The sequence below is a fragment of the Streptomyces sp. NPDC101151 genome (assembly GCF_044768335.1).
Classification (GTDB): domain Bacteria; phylum Actinomycetota; class Actinomycetes; order Streptomycetales; family Streptomycetaceae; genus Streptomyces.
The window spans coordinates 197,476-217,357 of record NZ_JBIWPP010000014.1 but is presented as its reverse complement, the minus strand read 5'-3'; the positions used below and the strand labels follow the sequence as shown (position 1 = coordinate 217,357).

The 19,882-nt window shown below is 68.1% G+C and carries 20 protein-coding genes and 1 pseudogene; 10 read left to right on the top strand and 11 right to left on the bottom strand.

All coding sequences use genetic code 11. From position 1 onward, the window contains the following. Positions 1–105 precede the first annotated feature (105 nt). Together ACIRU3_RS25640 and pyrE are read left to right on the top strand one after the other, a co-directional pair. Complete coding sequence (locus ACIRU3_RS25640) at positions 106–1,299, top strand: Imm50 family immunity protein (protein WP_404060413.1); 1,194 nt, start codon at positions 106–108, stop codon at positions 1,297–1,299. 684 nt (positions 1,300–1,983) lie between these two features. Further along, positions 1,984–2,517 (top strand): orotate phosphoribosyltransferase, encoded by a 534-nt coding sequence (gene pyrE, locus ACIRU3_RS25635; protein WP_404060411.1) that lies wholly within the window; start codon positions 1,984–1,986, stop codon positions 2,515–2,517. Between the two features lie 77 nt (positions 2,518–2,594). Here the strand turns inward: pyrE and ACIRU3_RS25630 are convergent, their stop codons facing one another. From ACIRU3_RS25630 to ACIRU3_RS25615, 4 genes are all read right to left on the bottom strand, one after another. Next, positions 2,595–2,753, bottom strand: a complete 159-nt coding sequence (locus ACIRU3_RS25630) for a hypothetical protein (protein ID WP_404060409.1) — start codon at positions 2,751–2,753, stop codon at positions 2,595–2,597. Positions 2,754–2,854: 101 nt separating this feature from the next. Beyond that, positions 2,855–3,793 carry a hypothetical protein gene (locus tag ACIRU3_RS25625; RefSeq protein ID WP_404060406.1) on the bottom strand — a complete coding sequence of 313 codons (939 nt, stop codon included), beginning with the start codon at positions 3,791–3,793 and terminating at the stop codon, positions 2,855–2,857. A gap of 353 nt (positions 3,794–4,146) precedes the next feature. After that, positions 4,147–4,467, bottom strand: a complete 321-nt coding sequence (locus ACIRU3_RS25620) for a hypothetical protein (RefSeq protein WP_404060404.1) — start codon at positions 4,465–4,467, stop codon at positions 4,147–4,149. Between the two features lie 85 nt (positions 4,468–4,552). Beyond that, on the bottom strand, positions 4,553–5,596 hold the full coding sequence (locus ACIRU3_RS25615; protein WP_404060401.1) for a GlxA family transcriptional regulator: 1,044 nt from the start codon (positions 5,594–5,596) through the stop codon (positions 4,553–4,555). Positions 5,597–5,728: 132 nt separating this feature from the next. Here ACIRU3_RS25615 and ACIRU3_RS25610 point away from each other — a divergent pair, with 132 nt between their 5' ends. Together ACIRU3_RS25610 and ACIRU3_RS25605 are read left to right on the top strand one after the other, a co-directional pair. Beyond that, positions 5,729–6,652: an NADP-dependent oxidoreductase gene (locus ACIRU3_RS25610; RefSeq protein WP_404060398.1), complete on the top strand. Its 924-nt coding sequence runs from the start codon at positions 5,729–5,731 to the stop codon at positions 6,650–6,652. Positions 6,653–7,339: 687 nt separating this feature from the next. Further along, positions 7,340–7,777: a subtilase-type protease inhibitor gene (locus ACIRU3_RS25605; protein ID WP_404060395.1), complete on the top strand. Its 438-nt coding sequence runs from the start codon at positions 7,340–7,342 to the stop codon at positions 7,775–7,777. A 302-nt stretch (positions 7,778–8,079) separates the two neighbouring features. On the opposite strand, the gene ACIRU3_RS25600 is transcribed toward ACIRU3_RS25605, so the two are convergent. The 3 genes from ACIRU3_RS25600 to ACIRU3_RS25590 all read right to left on the bottom strand — a co-directional run bounded on the left by ACIRU3_RS25600 (position 8,080) and on the right by ACIRU3_RS25590 (position 10,805). After that, complete coding sequence (locus tag ACIRU3_RS25600) at positions 8,080–8,616, bottom strand: hypothetical protein (RefSeq protein WP_404060392.1); 537 nt, start codon at positions 8,614–8,616, stop codon at positions 8,080–8,082. Between the two features lie 94 nt (positions 8,617–8,710). Further along, a complete protein-coding gene (locus ACIRU3_RS25595) occupies positions 8,711–9,328 on the bottom strand; it encodes a TOPRIM nucleotidyl transferase/hydrolase domain-containing protein (protein ID WP_404060389.1) in 618 nt (205 codons plus the stop codon). Positions 9,329–10,172: 844 nt separating this feature from the next. After that, on the bottom strand, positions 10,173–10,805 hold the full coding sequence (locus tag ACIRU3_RS25590) for a glyoxalase (protein ID WP_404060386.1): 633 nt from the start codon (positions 10,803–10,805) through the stop codon (positions 10,173–10,175). A 337-nt stretch (positions 10,806–11,142) separates the two neighbouring features. Here ACIRU3_RS25590 and ACIRU3_RS25585 point away from each other — a divergent pair, with 337 nt between their 5' ends. Together ACIRU3_RS25585 and ACIRU3_RS25580 are read left to right on the top strand one after the other, a co-directional pair. Continuing rightward, positions 11,143–11,703 carry a hypothetical protein gene (locus ACIRU3_RS25585; RefSeq protein WP_404060383.1) on the top strand — a complete coding sequence of 187 codons (561 nt, stop codon included), beginning with the start codon at positions 11,143–11,145 and terminating at the stop codon, positions 11,701–11,703. A 30-nt stretch (positions 11,704–11,733) separates the two neighbouring features. Continuing rightward, positions 11,734–12,291: a hypothetical protein gene (locus tag ACIRU3_RS25580; protein WP_404060381.1), complete on the top strand. Its 558-nt coding sequence runs from the start codon at positions 11,734–11,736 to the stop codon at positions 12,289–12,291. A 251-nt stretch (positions 12,292–12,542) separates the two neighbouring features. Here the strand turns inward: ACIRU3_RS25580 and ACIRU3_RS25575 are convergent, their stop codons facing one another. Together ACIRU3_RS25575 and ACIRU3_RS25570 are read right to left on the bottom strand one after the other, a co-directional pair. Continuing rightward, positions 12,543–13,064: a hypothetical protein gene (locus ACIRU3_RS25575; protein ID WP_404060378.1), complete on the bottom strand. Its 522-nt coding sequence runs from the start codon at positions 13,062–13,064 to the stop codon at positions 12,543–12,545. A 156-nt stretch (positions 13,065–13,220) separates the two neighbouring features. Further along, a complete protein-coding gene (locus tag ACIRU3_RS25570) occupies positions 13,221–13,781 on the bottom strand; it encodes a hemerythrin domain-containing protein (protein ID WP_404060375.1) in 561 nt (186 codons plus the stop codon). A 351-nt stretch (positions 13,782–14,132) separates the two neighbouring features. On the opposite strand from ACIRU3_RS25570, the pseudogene ACIRU3_RS25565 reads away from it, so the two are divergent. Both ACIRU3_RS25565 and ACIRU3_RS25560 read left to right on the top strand, forming a co-directional pair. After that, positions 14,133–14,709 (top strand): annotated as a pseudogene (locus ACIRU3_RS25565) (hypothetical protein); the annotation flags it as partial. A 200-nt stretch (positions 14,710–14,909) separates the two neighbouring features. Next, positions 14,910–15,638, top strand: coding sequence for a hypothetical protein (locus ACIRU3_RS25560; RefSeq protein WP_404060373.1), 729 nt, complete (start codon positions 14,910–14,912; stop codon positions 15,636–15,638). A gap of 154 nt (positions 15,639–15,792) precedes the next feature. Here ACIRU3_RS25560 and ACIRU3_RS25555 read toward each other — a convergent pair whose 3' ends face one another. Then, a complete protein-coding gene (locus tag ACIRU3_RS25555) occupies positions 15,793–16,374 on the bottom strand; it encodes an AAA family ATPase (protein ID WP_404060370.1) in 582 nt (193 codons plus the stop codon). 641 nt (positions 16,375–17,015) lie between these two features. On the opposite strand from ACIRU3_RS25555, the gene ACIRU3_RS25550 reads away from it, so the two are divergent. Beyond that, the gene (locus ACIRU3_RS25550; RefSeq protein WP_404060367.1) at positions 17,016–18,602 is read left to right on the top strand and encodes a multicopper oxidase family protein; all 1,587 of its coding nucleotides are present in this window, start codon (positions 17,016–17,018) and stop codon (positions 18,600–18,602) included. Positions 18,603–18,707: 105 nt separating this feature from the next. Here ACIRU3_RS25550 and ACIRU3_RS25545 read toward each other — a convergent pair whose 3' ends face one another. Continuing rightward, positions 18,708–18,932, bottom strand: coding sequence for a hypothetical protein (locus tag ACIRU3_RS25545; protein ID WP_404060366.1), 225 nt, complete (start codon positions 18,930–18,932; stop codon positions 18,708–18,710). A 709-nt stretch (positions 18,933–19,641) separates the two neighbouring features. On the opposite strand from ACIRU3_RS25545, the gene ACIRU3_RS25540 reads away from it, so the two are divergent. Then, complete coding sequence (locus tag ACIRU3_RS25540; RefSeq protein WP_404060364.1) at positions 19,642–19,818, top strand: hypothetical protein; 177 nt, start codon at positions 19,642–19,644, stop codon at positions 19,816–19,818. The last annotated feature ends 64 nt before the right edge of the window (positions 19,819–19,882 follow it).

Sequence of the window (19,882 nt, the reverse complement as noted above, 5' to 3'; positions counted from 1 at the left end):
TGAACACCGCGCCTGGCCACAGCCGACCGGCACTGGACCTCAAACCGTCCTCATCACAAGACCCCAACCCGCAAGCCCGTAACGCAACGGCATTGCCCCTAGGCGGTGGGTTTCGCCCTGCCGAACCCGGCCAAGGGAGCTGCTGCTGAGCCGTGGCGGTGGATCGCCGTCGAGCCCGGCTGCTGCAGGCGGAAAAGGGAGGGAAGCGGAGGTCCGGGGGCCGGCAAAGGCCTTCGGCCACTGCCGCCCTCGGCCGACGACCCTGCTCATGAAACGCGGAACTCCCGTCCGCGGTCGGCCGATACCCGGCAACCGGCTCAAGCCCCACGAGCCGCCTTGAGAAACGATGTCTCGGCGACCTCAGGCACAGACTGTGCATCGTCATCCCGTGCTCGCGATCCATACGAGACGCTGACATGCCGGTCGTCCCCCGGTCCCTCGCCGCACGAGCCGGGCTTTGTGACGCCGGCCAGCAGGTTCCGGACGCCGCGCATCCGCCGCGAACCTCGCGTCAGCGGCAAAGAGCGACAGGCGTGGACCTGGTGTCCGGCCGTGCGGTCGGCGTGGTCTGGCCGGAAGACGTCACTGAGGTGGAGGAGAAACGGCTGCTGCAGCGGCACGGGCGCTCCTGGCATCGGCCCAGGACGCCTGCACGACGATGAACGGTGCCGAGCCTGTTGTCCGCGGGCTCATCGCTACACCCCGGACAGGGTGAGACCCTGGTGTGCCGGAGGAGCCGAATGCCGAGCAGAGTGGTCTTCACCTTGTCATTTCGAGCAGAGGAGCACGGATATCGCCACCCCGACCTGGGACAGCCTGCTGTGCAACCCCGAACATCTGACGGATTACTACACGGCGGTCCCGCCGCTGGAGCAGGTGCCCCTGCGATCCGTTCATCTGAGCCCTCATGGTCCGACACTCAAGCTGCGCATTGAACTGCCTTGGTTCGCAGACACCCCGCCGCCAGGGTGGGCAGAGGCCGGGTGCGATCGCCTTGAATGTCAGGTGGGGTTCCTGGCGACCGATGACCTGCACATGCGAGGCCTTCCCGCTGGGCAGTTGGTCAATCTGGTGCACTCGCCGCTCGGGCAGCGCCGATTGAGCGTCTCGGTTCTTGGCGACGCGGTCCAACTGGAATTCACCTGCGCCGACGCCCTGCAGGTGAGCCACGTGAGCGCGTATCGCGCGGAGGACGGGGATCCCTACCGTGCCCGTCGTTGGTTCCGCAGCCCCGTGGATCAGCGCCTCCCCACCACTCTGCCGGACCCGACTCGGAAGACCTTCTATGACAACCCCTGACTGGACAGCTGTCTTGGCGGATCCGACACCGATCCGCACTGCTCTCGGAAACCCTGCTCCGGCGCTCACGGAACTCGTCCTCTTCTGCGTTCACCTCGATGAGCGCGACGCCTCCATCACACTGATCTTCCAATGCAGGCGAGCGCCCGCCGTCGCCATAGGGGAACGGTCCGAGCACGGCCATAATGCGATGGAGTTCTCGCTGGTGCTCAAAGGAGTCTCCGACCTGCAGGTCGAGGGCTGGACACACGAGCCGATGACCGCCGTGACCTTGACCGCCGGCTCCGCGGTTCTCTCAGGGCCTGGTCAGCGCATCTCCTTCAGCTACGAGGTCGCCTTGGCTACCGGGGTACGCAGCTTCCGAGCCTCCCCCACGTCCGTTGCGGTACCCCCTGGCCAGTGATGCCATGGGAGTGCGACGGCCCTGCTACGAGCGCCGTTCTGAGCGGGCAGCGCGCTCACGAGGTGGCCCGGACGCCGATCGCGTACTTCACTGTCGAAGGAAGAATCCGGCCATGTCGTCTGCGCCCACTCGGGGGAAGGTCGCGCTCGTGACCGGGCGATTCAGCTGATCAAGTACCGGCAGCAGGGGCTGCCTTCCCGGTGACAGGCTCCCGGACGTCGACCAGACTGGCGCGGCCCTGCCCCGCTGGGCGGTCCGGCGGGATGGGACACTTTGATCCTGTGACTTCTTCAAATTTGGCTCGCCAGATCCATGCCACCTCTCATCTGACCGGCGAATTCGTCCTCCGATCGGGCCAGACGGCCACGGAGTACTTCGACAAATACCGCTTCGAAGGCGATCCCGCTCTCCTCGACGCCATCGCCAAGGAGATGGCTCCGCTCGTGCCGGCGGAGACGGAGGTGCTGGCCGGCCTTGAAATGGGTGGGATACCTGTCGTCACCGCCCTGGGCCGGCATACGGGCCTGCCCTGCGCATTCGTCCGCAAAGAAGCCAAGCCCTATGGAACATGCCGCCTGGCGGAGGGTGCGGACGTCGTGGGCCGGCGCGTCCTGGTCGTCGAGGACGTGGTCACCAGCGGCGGACAGATCGTGCTGTCCACGGCTGAACTGCGCGCTCTGGGCGCGGATATCCGCGAGGCGCTGTGCGTCATCGACCGTGGGCAGGGTGGAGCCGAGGCACTTGCTCGTGAAGGGATCGGCCTGGTGTCGTTGCTGACCGCGGATGATCTGAAGGCTGCGGGTGCCGCTGGCTGACGGAACCTTGGGCTCCGGCAGTACGGAGCCAGAAGCACTCGTTTCGGGATAAGTTGAAAGCCGGTAGGCCCGAACGTTCAGTGCTTGAGCATCTTGATCCGGTTGACGTGCCCTTCGACTACGCCGGAGTTTGAAGGCAGGGCGAGGCCGACGCTGACTGCGTCACGGTCGCGGTAAACGTCAGCAGCGAGGGTGCGGAGGCCGGGCAGGTCGTCGTTGCGGTGTGGACGGTGCATTGAGCCACCCCCGTGGGGCTTGGTGCTCAGTGAGGATCTGCACGAAGGCAACAGCCTGCCCGGTCAGGGCCCCTGGCCCGGGGCAGAGAGCAGGGTGGCCGCTATTTCGTCACCTCGGAAACCGCATTTCTTCGGTCCGCCTCAAGGGCGACGCGGCGCCACTGGGCTTCGCCGCCCGGCAGCGGCCAGGCCCAGGTGGGCTGTTGTGCCGTACGCAGTTCCTGGAGATGGCGGGCGAGGGTCGGACCTGCGATGGCGGCACCATCTGGGACTGCGGTGCCATGGACGCTGCGGAGCTCGGCGAAGCGCGCCAGTTCGGCCTCGTAGAGGTGCACTGCCTGCTCGGTGCCCGCCACTACCTCATCGCTGGGTGCAGTGCGGTGCAGTTGCAGCAGCGAGGGCGCGGTCGACTCGGCGATCGCCGCGGCGAGTCGCGCGTGACCGTCCAGAATCAGGTGGCAGTCCAGGCCACTCACCCACCACAACAGAACGGGCGGGAGCGTACCGTCACGGGCCTGCTTGCGATACGCCTTCACTCGGCCGTCGCCAGCATCGGGCATGGGACGCAGCGGGAAAATCTCCCACGAGCCGGAATGGATGAACCAGTCGATGTATCCGTCCGGATGGCCCTCGATCACCATCGACTTCCAATACTCCGCCTGCGTCCTACGGCCGTGGTTCCAGCGCAGGAGCGGGCTCTCGCGTGACAGCAGCCATCGGCCGTCGTGCAAAGGGCTGCCTGGTGAATCGATCAGGTACTGCCCGAAGCGGTATGCCCAGCGATCCGGGCGGCCGGCCAAGGCTCGTCCCGTCTCGGCACGCAACGGCGGGACGAAAGAGCGGTAGACATCAGTGCGCCTGAACTCCACCCCGCAGTCGTCCTCGTCGACAGTGGCAAGGAGCACGGGCCTCGACTGCTGGGCAAGAAGGAGCCGCCGCTCGGCGGTGAACAGACAGAGACCCGGTTGGCGACGTGACTGTACCTCCAGGGACAGGCCCGTCCAGGTCCCGTCGTCCTGCGTGACATCCGTGCGCCGCATGCCGAAACCATAGATGGTGCACGTGGTCGACCGCACAGTTGTCTTCAGGAGCACCCGAGCCGTCTGACGGACCGAAACAGCAAAAGCCTGCTTGAAGCGACCACTTCCGCGTTCTGCTACGCCGGTTTCCGGACGCCCCGGACCACTCGGCAGGTCTCCTGCTCGCCGGCCCGTCGCCGGGACGCCGAACGGCAATGTGGACACGGACCACACGCGGCACGAGTCCGCCGGCTCGGCGAGGCAGCACCCTCGTTGCCGGAACTCCCATGGCCGCCAGAACCCGCACACCGGCCCGAGCCCGCACAGCCACAGGCCTGGGGCCGACGGGGACTTCGTCGCCCCTGGGCCTATGTTCAGGCCAGCAGATCCAGAGGACGACGTGCCGAGTCTTCGAGGACGCAGGCAAGGCCGGCACCGTAGCTGCCGGTGCCTTCGAGTGCCCAGCAGCGCCGTCCGGGCACATGCTGTCGGGCGAAGTCCGGCAGACGCTGGTAGCCGGGCGTGAGCGGGTGCGTCGGTGGTCTCCCGGACTGCGCTGACGGGCTGATGGCGGCTACCGCCAGGGTGTCGCGGTGGGTGTCGACACCGATGGCTCCGTCGACGTGCTCTGCGACCACGGACGCCTGGTCCTGCGGGACGCTGGTGCGCAGCCCCGCGATCTGTTCCGGTTCCATCGGGGCGCTTGGCGTACGCCGTTGTCGTGGTCCTTGCTCGTCCAGCGATCGATGGTACACCGGTCGGGTGGAGTCTGATGTGCCATCAGCCGTGGTTTCTGACGAGGTCGTTGGGGCTGAAAGTGCGACGGTAGGCAGCGGGTGAGACGCCGAAGGCCGTTCTCATGTGTGCGCGCAGGGAGTTCGCGGAGCCGAAGCCGGCCCGGTGTGCGACCAGGTCGATCGACAGGTCGGTGGTCTCCAGCAACTGCTTGGCCAGTTCCAGGCGTTGTGCGGTGAGCCACTGCACCGGAGTCATGCCGACCTCGTCGCGAAATCGCCGGGTGAAGGAGCGCAGGCTCATCCGGGCGTGTTCGGCGAGGCGGTCCAGGGAGAGCGGCTCGCCCAGGTGTTGAAGGGCCCAGGCCCGGGTGGCGGTGGTGGTGGCGACGGTGGGTTCGGGGACCGGGCGGTCGATGTACTGGGCCTGTCCGCCGTCCCGCCAGGGCGGTACGACACACATGCGGGCAGCCCGGTTGGCGGCGGCCGCGCCGTGGTCGCGGCGGATCATGTGCAGGCACAGGTCGACGCCGGCGGCGACGCCCGCGGAGGTGAGCACGTCGCCGTCGTCGATGAAGAGGACTTCCTCATCGACCTTGACCTGGGGGTAGGCGCGGCGGAACTCCGGGGCCAGGTTCCAGTGGGTGGTGGCGGGCCGGCCGTCGAGCAGTCCGGCGGCGGCGAGGACGTAGGAGCCGGTGCAGATGGACACCAGCCGCGTACCGGGCCGGATCCGGGCGATGGCCGCGGTGACCTCGGGCGGCAGCGGGCCGCCGCGGCCCAGCTCGGGCATGGCGTGCGTGGGCGGGACGATCACGGTGTCCGCGGCGGCCAGGGCCTCGGGGCCCGCAGCGGGCTGCACGGTGAAGCCGGCGTCGCTGAGCACGGGGGCGCCGTCGGCGGTGCAGACAGTGACCTCGTACAGCGGGCGGCCGGCGGCGTCCACGACGCTGCCGAAGACACGGGAGGGGATGCCGAGCTCGAAGGGCGGGACCCCGGGCAGGGCGAGCACGGCGATCCGGTGCCGCCCGGGCACCTGCTCCGCTTGGTCCCGCTCTCCCTCGGTGCATGGCCTGTACATCTCGCTCATGGCCAGATCCTGTCACATAGTGGCCGTACGGCCAATACCATCGTGGGCGGTGGTGCCGGATCGTGGACTGCGTCGCACCGGGGACCGCCCGGGCGGCGAGCAGAATCGAGACGGAAGAGCGAGGCGGACAGCATGCGTGCGGTGGTCGTGGAGCAGTGGGGCGGACCGGAGGTGCTCGTCGAGCGCGAGGTCGAGCGCCCCGAGCCGGGCCTGAACGAGGTACTGGTGCGGGTCCACGCGGCTGGAGTGAACCCGGTGGACTGGAAGACCCGGGCAGGCGGGGCCCTCATCGAGTGGGGCGAGGTCCCGGCGGTCGGCTGGGACGTCTCCGGCACCGTCGAGGCCGTGGGGCCCGGCGTGGGGATGTTCCGCCCCGGGGACGAGGTCTTCGGCATGCCGCTGTTCCCGCGGCAGGCGGGCGCCTACGCCGAGTACGTCGTCGCCCCGGCCCGCCACCTCGCCGCCAAGCCGGCCAGCCTGACGCACGCGGAGGCGGCCGCGCTGCCGCTGGCCGCGCTGACCGCCTGGCAGGCTCTGGTGGACACCGCTGACGTGCGCCCCGGTGAGCGGGTACTGATCCACGCGGCGGCCGGCGGCGTCGGCCACCTGGCCGTGCAGATCGCCAAGGCCCGCGGCGCGTACGTCATCGGCACGGCCAGTGCCGGCAAGCACGACCTGGTGCGACAGCTGGGCGCGGACGAGGTGATCGACTACCGCACCGTCCGGTTCGAGGACGCCGTGTCCGACATCGACGTGGTGCTGGACGGGCTCGGCGGCCAGAGTGCCGAACGCTCCGTGCAGGTGCTCCGGGACGGCGGCCGGCTGATCACCCTGCCCGGCCCGGACGACGTCCCCGCCACCCCCGACCAGGTGCGGGCCGTGTGGATGCTGGTCGAGCCCGACCACCTGGGTCTGCGCGAGATCGCCGCCCTGGTGGAACGTGGCGCGCTGAAGCCGGTGATCGAGACCGTCCTGCCGCTGGCCGAGGCCGCGAAGGCGCACGAGATCGGCGAGCAGGGCCGTACCACCGGCAAGATCGTCCTGACCGTCGCCTGATCCGGCCGCCGGCCGTCGGCAGTCGGCCGTCGGCCGTCGGACAGACAGGAGCCCTGGGCGCACAGGCCCCCGGGGCTCCTGCCGTGCCGGGCCGGCAACATGCTTGATCGTGATCCTCGTGCGGCAGGAATGCTTGCCGGTCTCGGTGGCCCTGGTGCCCGTGGACGGCCGAAGGGCCGAGGGTGAGTGCGCTGCACCGCAGCAGTTTCTCCGCGTGGCTGCCGGCCCACAGAGCACTTCGTACGGGGGTGTCACCGGACCGCGCAGGGTGACCCCGTGACGTAAGTCAGGTCACAGGCCGGCGTCACCCACGCTCGATTACGGGGTCAATCCCGGTGTCCAGCGGCGTTGTTGCGGCGCCGGCCGCACCCGGAGGGTCGGTGCGTGTCATGGACGGGGTGCTGTGGCCGACGCGGCAGCACGCCCTGACTTCCGGCCATTCTGTGCGGTGTGACGACCATCGCGACCTGGCCTTTCACCTCGTCAAGACTAGTCGAATTCACACCTACTTGACCTGAATGAAGATCTTCACAGGGTGCGACAGCCCCATGACCTGCACGTATGACATTCACAGCATGCACACAGATCGAGCACGTCTCAAACATGGTCAGTCAACTGGCCTTGCCCCGTTGCTCAGGCGAAGCTGCTCCCGGCCCACAAAGCCCCGACCCTCCTGAAGGAGCCTTCATGCGCACGAACCTGCGCTTCGCCGCCACCGCCGCCACCGCCACCGCGCTGGTCGGCGGAGCACTCATCGCGACCTCGGTCACCGCCACCGCGGCGCCGGCCGGTCTGTACGCGCCCTCGGCACTGGTCCTGACCGTCTCCCACCCCGGAGGATCGACCGACACCGCAGCTCGTGCCGTCACACTGAGCTGCATGCCCGGCGCGAGCGGCACCCACCCCAACCCTACCGGGGCCTGCGCCGACCTGCGCGCCGCCGACGGCCGGCCCGGCTCCCTGCTGTCCGCCACGCCCGGCCGGGCCTGCACGCGACTGTGGTCCCCCATCACCGTCACGGTCGACGGCGTCTGGCAGGGCACCCGCACCTCTTGGAAATACACCTTTGCGAACTTCTGCGAAATGAACAACGCCGTCGGGCAGAGCAGCCTCCTCAACTTCTGACCTCAGTGGGACCCCTGGGGGCCGGGGGAACGGCCCCCAGGGACGGACGAGCACCCGGGACATGCCCGTGGGTACAGATGTGAGCGCCGCGCAACGGGACTTCCACAAGCCGTGACATCACCACAACCGGCTCCACGGCCGTGAGGTCCGCCTCTTGAGGCTCAGCCACCAGTCATCATCAACAACCGATTCAAATGCGGAGCATGAGCGCATCCGGCCCATGTGAAGGTTCTGGCCGCAGTTTCGTGAATAGCCAGGTCAGCGCCTGCATGTACAAGTGGTCAGGCTGGGTACCGACGCGCTCAGCTTGCGTTGAAGCCGTCGCCCTCCTGGCCCGGCAGCATGGGTGGGCAGTCGTGGAACGAGGAGGAGACGGCCTTGTTCAGCACCGGGTCCGCGAGCGGAGGCTCGTCGTAGCCCTGGGTGGTGACGAACACGAATTCGGTCCGGACCCCGTCCGCCTCGGTCTCCACGGTGCACTGCCCGGAGAAGTCCTGCCCCCGGGTCCAGTCGCACCTCACGGCGTCCAACGCTGCGGTGAACTGGGAGTACGTCACGTCCGACGGATAGCTGACCATCGTGTGCGTGTCCGCGTCGGGAACTTCGATCTCCCCGCGCCCCACCGGGACGATGACCTGGACCACCAACCGACACTGGCAGACGACCAGTTGCAGATTGCCGTAGCCGAACCAGCGCGGCCAGCGGGACTTGCTGTACACGGGGTCACCGACGAAGGGCTGCCCCAACGCCTCCACCAATGTGGGCAAGGCGGCGTTACAGCCGATCGGCCCGATCCTGGACGTCCGGCCGAACTCCGCCAGTATTTGTGGCGCAGTCATGGTGAAGATTCTGCCATCAGGCATGCTGAGCTGCGGCAACGGTTCGCGATCAGGGATGCGCTTCGTTTCTGCCGGAATCGGCGTCGCCCAACGGTCACAGGGTGGAGAGCAGGCCGTCGAGTGGGGCTGGGATTCGGTCGGGGTCAAGGGCCTCGCCGAGGACGCGGCCGTAGTGGATCTTGCGCCCCTTCTTCGTTCCGAGGAAGCGCTTGAACTGCTGCTGTGGGGCGCGGCCCTGCTGTGCGGGCTGGCGCAGGAAGGTCTGCAAGGCACGCAGGTCGCCTTCCGCCCGAATGAGCTCCTCCACCCGTGTCACGCCCAGCACGCGGATGAGCTCGTCTTCCAGATCCGCCGCGCAGACGAAGAAGTCTTGCTGTGCGGCACTGGCGCGTTCGAAGCCGCGTGCGTAGTAGGGGCGCTCCGCCTCGTCGCACAGTCCGGTGAGGCGGAGGTCCAGGCCGGGTGAACCGAGGAGTCGGGCGTAGCGTCCGATGCTCATGGCACCGCCGATCGACAGGACGCAGATCCCTTCGGCCGCCAGGTCCCGACCGCGGTTCGCTGCCAGCGCGTTGACCGCCGCGACGTCGCTCGGCCCTTCGAGCAGGACGGCCGCCCGGACGGCCAGCCGCGCGGCCAGCTCGTACGCGGGGTCGCCTGGACCACCCGCCGCCCACGCGGTCACCGAGTCTCGGAACGCCCCCATGTCAGCCATGAGACGAGTCTCAGCCTGTTCCGGCCGCAGCGCGAGGGAATTTCCGCGGGTGTGTCGATGGGCGGTGAGCGGTCGGACCCGAAGCTGCTGCCCAAATGGGACGAATAGGCGCGAAGGGCGCATCAGGCTTGCCCGGCACCGATAGGCCCGCCCCAAGCCCGCTCAGCCGAAGTCGTTCCAAGACGTAGGCCCGGCAAGGCAGCAGGAAAGGAAACGGCTGATGCCGGTTCACTCCGGCCGCCACTCCCGAACTGTCCGCACACTCGTTCAAGTGCTCAAACGGATACGGATGAACGCGCTCCGCTGGTGGTCGTCGAGGTGCCCTCGACGACGTCCCGCTGACGACGCTCTTCCCGCGAGCCTCGGGTACTGACTTGGGCCCCCGAGGAGGCGTGGGAGCGGCTGTACGCGTCAACGTGCTCCTGCTGACCGGAGTCTGGGGACTGTGGGCGCTCACCGCCTCCACTGCAACGTGGACGGGCAAGCGCGGTCGGCCCGCCCGGCTGCCCCAATCGGCTGCCCCGCCCGGACCCCCAAACGCTCCGCCGGCTGGAGTCGGGGTGGCTCTTCGCGTGGAGGGGTTGGGAGCCGCCCTCACGTTGTACGTCGCGACGGCATGTCCTCCCGGTGCCGAGCCGGCAGAAGGACTCACCCTCGCAGCCGTTCTGCATACCGCCGCACGAGCGGCGGGCACGGTGGTGCGTCGATGCTCGTCCGTACCCGCCGGCGTATCCCGGTGGCGGATTGCGCCAAGACCTCCGCATGACCACCGTGCTCAGGGGGCACGGAGGCCGCCCCCTCCGGCGCGCCTGTCCGGCTGTCCCGCAGACAGAGCTGACCCGGCTCAGGCGATGGCGGACAGCGGTGTAGCGGTTTCCCAGACGAACCCGTCCGGGTCGCTGAACGGGCCGGCGGCGCTGGAGAGCGCCAGACGGTGCGATCCGGTTCCGTCTGCGGGGACGCCTACGTCCTTGGCGAGAGCACGGTGCTTGTACAGGGCCAGCTTGACGGGGCCCGCCCCGGCGGCGAACTCGACGTACTTGCCGCCGAAGCTCTTACCCACAGTGAGGCCCTGCTCGACGTAGAACTGCTTGCTGGCCTTGACGTCCTGGACCCCCAGCAGGAGGACGAGTTCGTCGAAGTCCCGGGTGACCGGGCCACTGTCCTTCTTCTTCGACGTCGCGATCTTCCAGATCGTGCCGTCCGGGGCCTGGACGACGCCACCGTAGCCCCACAGCGACTTGGAGGCAGGCTTGAGGGTGGTGGCGCCGGCGTCCAGGGCGGCGCCGACGAGGGCGTCGACGTTACCCGGCTGGGACACCACGAGCGACAGGGTGAATCCGCGGAAGCCAGTCGTGGGGGCCTCCGAGGCCCGCAGGCTCACCTGGGACGGGTCCAGTCCGAAGGCGGTGGAGTAGAAGCGGGCGGCGGCCGTGGTGTCGGCCACCTCAAGGATGACAGAGCCGATAGAAGTCATGCCGTCGACAGTAGGCGCGGCTCGGGCGCCGACGCTTCTCGAAAACTGCCCGATCCCGCCGGCCCCGCGGCCACGGGCCCGAGCGGTCCGCGGCCGTGTCGAGCCGCCGTCGCCCCACGTGTCGCCTCAGGGGAAAGCCGACCCAAGCCGAAACGCAGGGTGATCGCTGCGCCGACCGGGGCTCCCGGTTGCATACGCGACGCAGGACCTGCGGCCTTGCCCGTCAAGACCGAGTCACAGAAGCGGCCGCACTGCCCCTTATGCCGCAAATGTGTACGAATGATGGGTGTGGATACCCGTGGAGTGCGTGTCACTACTCCCTGAGGAGCGTGCTCCCATGTCCACGGGAACCCTTCTGGCGATCATCATTCCGATCGTGGTGGTGGTCGCCCTGGCCGCAATAGCGGTTTCACTGATGATGCGTCGCCGACACCTCCGAGAGCGATTCGGCCCGGAGTACGAGCGCACGGTCGAGGGATCCGACGGCCGGTTGGCCGCCGAGCGTGAGCTCAAGGCTCGTGAGAGGCGGCACGACTCGCTGGAGATCAAACCGCTGTCCCCCGTCTCGCGGAGCCGCTACACGCAGAGGTGGAGCAGTGTCCAGGAGGAGTTCGTGGACCGGCCGGTGGACGCGGTGCACGACGCGGACCAGCTGGTGACCTCTCTGATGCATGAGCGCGGATACCCGACCGAGGGATTCGAGCAGCAGGTGAAGGATCTCTCGGTGGAGCACGGCCGCACCCTGGAGCACTACCGTGCCGCCCACGAGGTGGAGTCCCTCAGCACAGACAGCCGGGCGACGACCGAGCAGTTGCGGGGTGCCATGGTGCACTACCGCGCCCTCTTCGACGAGTTGCTCTCCGACGGCGGAGGCCGGGCGCGGCACGCGCACGCCTGACGCCGACCACGACCCGCATGGAGGAACACCATGCACAGCGAGAAGACGGATCGCACGACGGGCACCCTCTCCACCGAGGACCTGGCCCAGCCGTCCGGCACCGCCGCCGGGACACCAGGAGAAGGGGAGGAAACCTCGTCGAGAGCCCCGATCTATCCGGGTGAGAGCACCGCGTCGGCCGAGACGGAGCGCCGCCCGGGCGATGAGTCCGCTGGTGTGACCGATGCGGACGCCGCGGCCTCGGACTCGACAACCGCGGATTCAGCAGCCACGGACGCCTCGGCCACCGAGGACGTCCCGGGCTCCTCGGACGGCGAGGCTCCGCAGCTGCTGACGGACGACGAGGAGCGCGGCTACCGCGACCGCTGGCAGAAGATCCAGAGCAAGTTCGTGGACGACCCCCGCGATGCTGTGCACGACGCCGATGCCCTGGTGGCGGACGTCATGCAGACCCTGGCGGCCACCTTCGCCCAGCACAAGAAGGATCTGGAAGGCCAATGGAGCCAGGGCGAGCGTGTGAGCACCGAGGAGCTGCGCGGGGCTCTGCGCCGCTACCGTTCCTTCTTCAACCGGCTCCTCAGCACGTGAGAGGCCTCCTGGGCCGGTACCCGCAGGGCCCAGACGCGCTGACCCCGTAGGGGTTCGATCGGCGCGGGTCCGTCCCGCGAGCATGCGCAGCGCCTGGCTGACTGCGCGGAGATCCACGGCTGCGGCGACCAGCCCAGATGCCTCTTCGCGAGACGCCCCCTTCGTCAGACTTCCCCTGCCAGACGCCTCCCTTCGCCAGACGCTCCCTTCGCCGATGCGTTGGTCGCGCTCGCGCGGCAGACTCGTCGCGATCAAGCCCCGGCCGTATCGGATCCAAGGAGTTCGAGCAGAGTCGTGCGGTGCACGCTGCCGACCGGTGCGAGCAGGTCAGGGTGGCGCAGCAGGGGCGCCGCGTCGTGGTCGCGTGGACTGGGCATGGTCAGCCGACGCACATCCCCCACGGTGCTGGCGCCGTGTTCCGTGGCCGACAAGGCGGTTTCCGCGGTGGTGGCCAGGTCGGGATCGGCAAGCAGGTTCGCCGCCCAGCTGACGACGGTTTCGTCGACCCAGGTGCGCCAGGAGTGTTCCGTCTCTCCCGAGTGGTGCTGGTCGGCTCCGGTGAGTGCGTCCAGCCGTCCGGAGCCTCCGGGGCCGAGGAGGTTCAGCAATTCGACGTCGAGTGTCGTGGGGTAGCGCAGAGCTGCCGCGATGGTGGCTGCCTGCCGTGCCTGGGCTTCGGCCAGTGCGTAATTCATGGCGCCGGCTGCCGCCGGGAAGGCGGTCAGCAGCCAGCGTGTGGCGGCGGCTATGACTGGCGAGAGATCACTGGGCATGTGAACCGTCCTTCACGCGCGCCCGGTGCCCGTCTGTGGTGCGTGAGCCAGCCGCGCTGTCGCGCATGACGCATGAGCGTATGCGGACCTCCCTGGTCTGCGACAAGGAGGTACGTCACAGTCGCGCGGGTGGGGCCGCCCGGCCCGTGTTCCGGGTCAGGACCTGCCGCGGCCGGTGACGAAGTCACGCACGCGGTCCACCAGCCCCGCTCCCGGTGCGAGCAGTTTGTTGGCGGGCGGCGTGTCGGGGGCGGAAGGATGCGGACGGGTGGGGGCCATGGCCTTGGCCCGGCGGATCTTGTCACCCAGGTCGTCCAGTGCTTCAGCCGTACATGACTGGCGCAACCGAGGGAACAGCTGGTTCTCCTCGTCGTGGAGGTGAGCGTTGACGTCGTCCATCAGCATCTGCAGGGTCGGATGGAACTGCGCGTCGTCGACCCTCAGGTGCTCCAGCTCCTTCATGAGCTTCTCGGCCTCGGCGTGTTCCGCGATCTCCTTGTCCGCGAGTGCCGCACCGCCCTCGATGTACTCGCGGACGGCCGGATAGAGGTATTGCTCCTCCGCGACCGAATGCCGCACAAGCTCGATGGTGACTTCGTCCACCAGGCCACGCAGGTCACTGTCCCCGGTCGGCAGCTCCTCGATCCGGGAGAAGAGCTCCTCCACCTCCCGGTGGTCGGCCATGAGCTCCTCAATCGCGTCTCCGCCGTGCCCCATGCTCACATTCCTCTCACCTCGGCCAGTGGCCGGGACTGCCCGGCCACGCCTGATGGGTTCCCCGTCGTCTGCTCACTGTCCGTGGCATCGCGGGCAGGCCACCCGGCTGGCGGCAGCCAGAAGGTCCGGGGCGGCAGCAGACGGGACGGCGCGCCGCCCGCGGATCCGGGCGCTTCCTCGAGTGCGGAGAGTTGGAAATCCGGATTGCGCGCCCCATTGCCTGTCGGCTGCAGAGGGGACGTCTTGCGCCGAACCCTCTGCGAACCCTCCGTGTTCGAGCGGGTGATCGGCCCTGCCCACAAGACGGTGCGCACCCCCGTCCGGCACCTCGCCATGGACCTGGAATTGGCCCCGGCCCCGATCCCGGCCCGTTGGACCTTACAGCTCGGCCAGGCCGTACCCCGCGAGCTGCACGACGCTCACCCCCGTCCTCACCGTCAGCTCCGCAGCCTCAGGGATCCCAGGGTCCTTGCTGGACACCCTGCCCGTCGTCGGTGCCTCGACTTGAACGCGCTCGTCCGGGGCGTCGAGCGATTGCCCGACGAACGGGCTCTCCCGACCGGACCTGCATGGTCTTCAACGGCACCAGCGTGGTGGCCGGCAACCCTCGGGCGCTGGTGGTCGACATCGGCGACCGGACCGAGGGCCGCCGGGACCCTCCGCCTCGCCGCGCGCACGCCTCCTTCCCCCGCCGCCGTACCCCAGCACCTGCCGCTGGTGGCCACAGTCGCCCAACCGGCCGGCGGCCGGCCGCCCGGCGCATGAGCCGCAGCGCAGTGCAGATCCGTACCTCGCGCACGTTCGACGCACTGAGCCGGGCCGCTTGGACACCTTCTGCTTCGACAAGACCGGCACGCTCACCGTGCACCGGCTCCGCCTGGTGGGGATTTCCGACGCCGACATGACGATCCGGACGGTGGACGAGGCCGCGGTCGGTGTCCCCGGGGCACCGCTCATCAGGCAGACCCGGCACCGCGCCCTGACCACGTACCTGGGATCGGTCACCGCCTGACTCATCGACCGCTGCACGCCCAGCACGGCTCGCCGCAACAGCACAGGCTGCCCGGGTCACTTGCCGAAGGGGTTGTCAGTGGGCGGTGCGATGCTGGCGACCGACAACTTCGCGCGTTGATCAAGGGGATTCCGGTGTTTGGCGAATCAGAGTCCGACGTGTCCTCGGCCGGCTTCGACTCCGCGTGGTGCGCCACTGACCTTGGTGAGTACAGGGCCTGCCGTTACACCTACGAGTACTACCCGTACGCGAGTCTGCCTCCGCTCGACTCCGCCGAGTTCACAGGAGCCTTTCAATGGCTTGGTGGTTCCGGCGAGCTTGTGCCCGAACAGGTCACGAAGCTCAACGGCTTGGCAGCGAGCCTGGCTACCAGGAACCTGACGCTGCCGCACGACTTCGTCACCTTCCAGACCGGCTCGAATCTGTACCTCTCGTTGGACGAGGTTTCCGTGACCTCTTGCTGGACCGACTTGTCGGATCCGCTGCCCAGTCCGGTCGAGCCTGGTGCCTTCCTCGTACGGTTCCTGCGGGATCAGCAGGACTGTGTCTTCTGGTATCTCTGCCTCCGCCCTTCAGGCGAGGCGTTCGTGGTGTTTTCCCATCTCGACTACGAGTACGAGCACGAGGCACGGCGCGATGGGGAAGAGACGAAGACCAATCCGGATGACAAAGAGGAACAGTGGGCATCGATCTTCTGGTGCGCACCGTCGTTCGAGGAGTTCGCTCACCGATTCTGGATCGAGAACCGCCTCTGGTGTGCCCTCAACGGTGGTGACCTGTCCGAGCTCGATCCGGAGTTGCGTGACTATCTGCGTCACTATGCGGAGCCTGAGATACCGGCATGACGCCGCATGCCTCGCACGACCCCGCTTGGTACAAAATCACGTGCGGTTGGCAGAACAGCCGATCGCTTATCCTGCGCTGCTGCCGAGATATCCGCTCCACCACCTGGCACCTGAAATGACGCCTGCAGCACCACCGCACACGGTCCTGCCCTGATCACTGCTCTGCGGCCACCAGGGCGAAGCGGTCGGCGCGAAGTCCGGCGAGGACGTCTGCAACGGTCTGCTCCACCGTCTGGTCACTCGAGTCGACTACGTGATTCTCCAACGGCCCCAGGGACTCGAAGGCGCCGTACAGGCCGACGATGGGGTCGATCTCCTTCAGCTGCCTTCCCTCCCGCCGGGTTGCCCTCGTGAGGGCCACGTCGAGGCTCGGCCGCAGGACGGCGTAGGAGAGTGCGAGGTTGCCCTCTTGGCAGGTCTTGCGGAAAGGCTCCAGCAGCCAAGGACCGAGGATGCCGTCCAGGACGACGTCGTATCCGCCGCGCGCGTACGCGCACGCCGTGTTGATCATGACATTGACGACGACCTCGTTCTGTCGCTGAGCTTCTGGAAGGTAGGGCGGAACGAAGCCCGAGCGAATCCACATGTAGAGACTGTCCGTGTGCAAGTGGACCGTTGGCCGCTCGGCAGCCGAAGCGAGGGTTTCGGCGACGGCGGACTTGCCGGCGCCCGGCGGCCCACCGAGCAGCAGCAGTCCGCCGGTCCGCGAGGACACGCTGGAATCGTTGGTCGACAAACCAGTCTCCTTTACCTCGTTGCTGATTTCGGCGGGAGTCTAGCCTCGAACATGCCATTGATTTTTTCGGCTGATAAAGAAAATCGCGTCAAGCGCAGCGGGTGTTAAGTTGGTCACCCCTGGCGTGAGTGGCTGATCTGAACTGATCCGATGCAGCGCCACCGCGCCCTGCAATAAAGCAAGACCTGCAGATCGGACTATCGCACTCTCGATCACATATCCGGTTCGGTCGCATATCCAGAGCAGTGAGACTGCGGAAATGCCTGGTATCACCAATATCCGAATTGGCGCAATCAAGCAGGCCCGTTAGAGCCGGATGGGGCCTGATCAGGAGCCCTCCACGACGGACCGTGTCCTCGGATACCTCGGGGCTGGCCTCACCAGCCGGCCAGCCCTTTGGAGCCGAAGGCGAACAACCCCCGCCTCCTTCGCAATTCAGTCCGACAATAGGGCAATCGATCGACTCGCTGCGTCCAGAAGGCCGAACAAGGCCCGCTGGACTGAGAGAAGACTCGACAGGCCGGCGTTCCACGACGCGGCCAGAGGCACCGACCGCCGACTGGGGCACCGGAGGCCGACACTACCGGCGTGCAACGCCGTATTTCCCACCACCTCCCCACAAAACGTGTCTTATTGCAGCCATGCACACACCTTCGCGGCGCACCCTGCTCCGTGCCCCGCTCGCTGCGGCCGGCGCCGGACTCCTGCCTGCCCGTACCGACTTCACTCTCCGCCCGTACCACCGCCCCGAGGGGACCGCCCTCAGAAACGACTTCGGCCCGTCAGGGACCCAGGGATATGTCGACCCGTCGGGTCCGGAGGTCCTTGCCGCCGAGCGGAGACGCGGTACCGGTCCCGTGCGCAGGTTCGCCTTCACCGCCTCCCCGTCCAGGCTGGACCTGGGCGGGCGGACCGTCCGGACCTGGGCCTACAACGAGACGCTGCCCGGTCCGGTGGTGCGCGTCACCGCCGGTGACATGCTGAACCTCACCCTCGCCAACCGACTGCCGGCCACCACCACGCTCCACGCGCACGGAGTGCGGCTGCGCTGCGACATGGACGGCGCCCCCGGCGTGACGCAGAACGCCATCCGCCCGGGGGCCGACTTCACCTACCGCTTCGCCGTCTCCCACCCGGGCACCTATCTCCTCCACTCCCATGTCGGACTCCAGCCCGACCGTGCGTTGTACGCCCCGCTCATCGTCGACGACCCCAGGGAACCCCTCGCCTACGACAAGGAATGGGTCATCGTCCTGGACGACTGGGTCGACGGCGTGGACGGCTCCACCCCGGTAGGCGTGCTCGACCAACTCCAGCCCGGCACAGGCACCTCCATGGCTGACGGAGGCATGGCCATGGGTCCCGGACCCGGCCGCCGGCCGGCAGGCCCCTCTCGGGTGTTGCACCGTTCCCACAGCCGCATGCTCGACGGTGAGGGAGGCAGTGTGGCCTACCCGTACTACCTCGCCAACGGCCGACTGCCGGCCAATCCCCCGGTGTTCCGGTGCCGCCCGGGTGAGCGCGTCCGGCTACGCATCATCAACGCGGGTTCCGAAACCGCATTCCGGGTGGCGCTGGGCGACCACACCATGACCGTCACTCATACCGACGGGTATCCCGTGGAGCACACAGAAACCGACGCCCTCCTCGTCGGCATGGCCGAGCGGTACGACGTCCTTGTCACCGCCCAGGACGGCGTCTTCCCGCTGGTCGCACTCGCCGAGGGGAAGAACGGCCAGGCTCTCGCCGTGCTGCGCACCGACACGGGACGAGCCATTCCCGGGCGAAACGTCCGCCCGGACGAACTGAACGGGCGCGTCGTGCCCGCACGACGCCTCGAACCGGACGAGTCCGTGGCGTTGGACGAGCGCGAGCCCGACCGCGAGATGCGGATCAGGCTCACCGGCACCATGAAGAAGTACGACTGGGGCTTCGACCACCAGCTCTACGACGTGCACAAGCGCCACCCCGTGCGTGCCGGGGAACGGGTGCGGCTCACTCTCATCAACGCCACCGACATGTGGCACCCGCTCCATCTGCACGGTCACACCTTCGCGCTCGCCGGCATCGACTCCGCCGGCACGCGCAAGGACACAACGATCGTGCTCCCCCACCGCAAACTCGTCCTCGACTTCGACGCCGACAACCCGGGCCTGTGGATGCTCCACTGTCACAACCAGTACCACTCGGAAAGCGGCATGATGACGATCCTCGGCTACCTCAAGTGACCTGTCCCTGGTCCACCACGAACGGCGCCGTCCGGGCGAGGCTGCCTGCCCGTCGACGGCCGACTCGTGGCTGGACCAGGACTTGATGTCGTCGATGCAGGCGTATCAAGGGCTGTGCTGCTGGTGATCGGAGTTGACCTCGCCGTAGTTGGTTGCGTACCAGATGTTCAGGGCGTTGCTGCCGAAGATACGGTCCGAGCCAGGCGTCGCGCCATCCCGGTACTCGGCGGCTCCGGTGTGGTCGTGGGCGACGACGATGACGCGCGCGTTGTTCGGGCTCTGCGCGTCGGGGATCCAGTCGTAGAGGTTGCCGTCGGGTGCGCAGGGCAAGCAGTGCGGCTCGGATGTCCGCCACACGTATCGCACCGTCGCGGCCCCGAAACTCCGCATGCTCGGCATGACGCTTCGAAGGATATGAATGCTCAAGTCTTCCCGGATCGCGGCTGTCACGCTTCTCGCTGTTGGCGGCCTCGGTGCATCCGCGCCCAACTCGTCGGCAGCCCCTCCTCGTGTCGATTCAGTCGCGGTGAGTGGCCTGCTTGCTGACCCTACGCAGGCTCCGGCCCCGCCCACGGGTGCCGGCCCTGACGGGTCGCCCACCGGGGGTGCCCTGTACAGCCCTGCGGATCCCATCGGCTTGGGGCCGCTCAACATCGGCGTCCCTGCACTGGGCGTGCTGTAGGGCGGATTGATTCCGAAGTCGGAGCCTTCCGGCCGTTTGCGCACCGGTGACGGGCGCACGCCGTTCGTCGGTGCCGAGGGCATTGCCGAGGCTACTGGGGCGGCGCCGGCCACAGGCCGCCACGGCCGCCTGGTCTACGACCTGGCCGGCCCACGGCGAGCTGCTCCGGGTGCGACACGAACCGGCTTCGGGATGCGGTCACCCGCAAGCCGTCCGACTTGGCCCCAGCCGCAATTCGAACGCCGGGTGTGGATCCCAGCCCCCTGCTTGCTCAAGTTCCGCTCAAAGCTGGTGTAGACACCCGTGTCACAGGCGCATGCTCACCAGTAAGAAACACGCCTACACAGGGGAACGATCATGAACGCGTTACTCACCCAAGCCGCGACCTTCATCCGGGATACCGTCTCCGGCCGTCGCCGTCTCACAAAGTACGGCGACCCCGAGGCGCACCGTCGCCCCCGCCACGACCGTGACGCGGGCCTCGCCAACCACTACATCCCGTCGAGCAACTTCCCCACTGTCGGCGGGCTGTGACCCCGTAAGGCCTCGCCGGGCTGCTGGAGCGCGGCTCTTGACGCGCTGGTCAGCTGATCGGCTG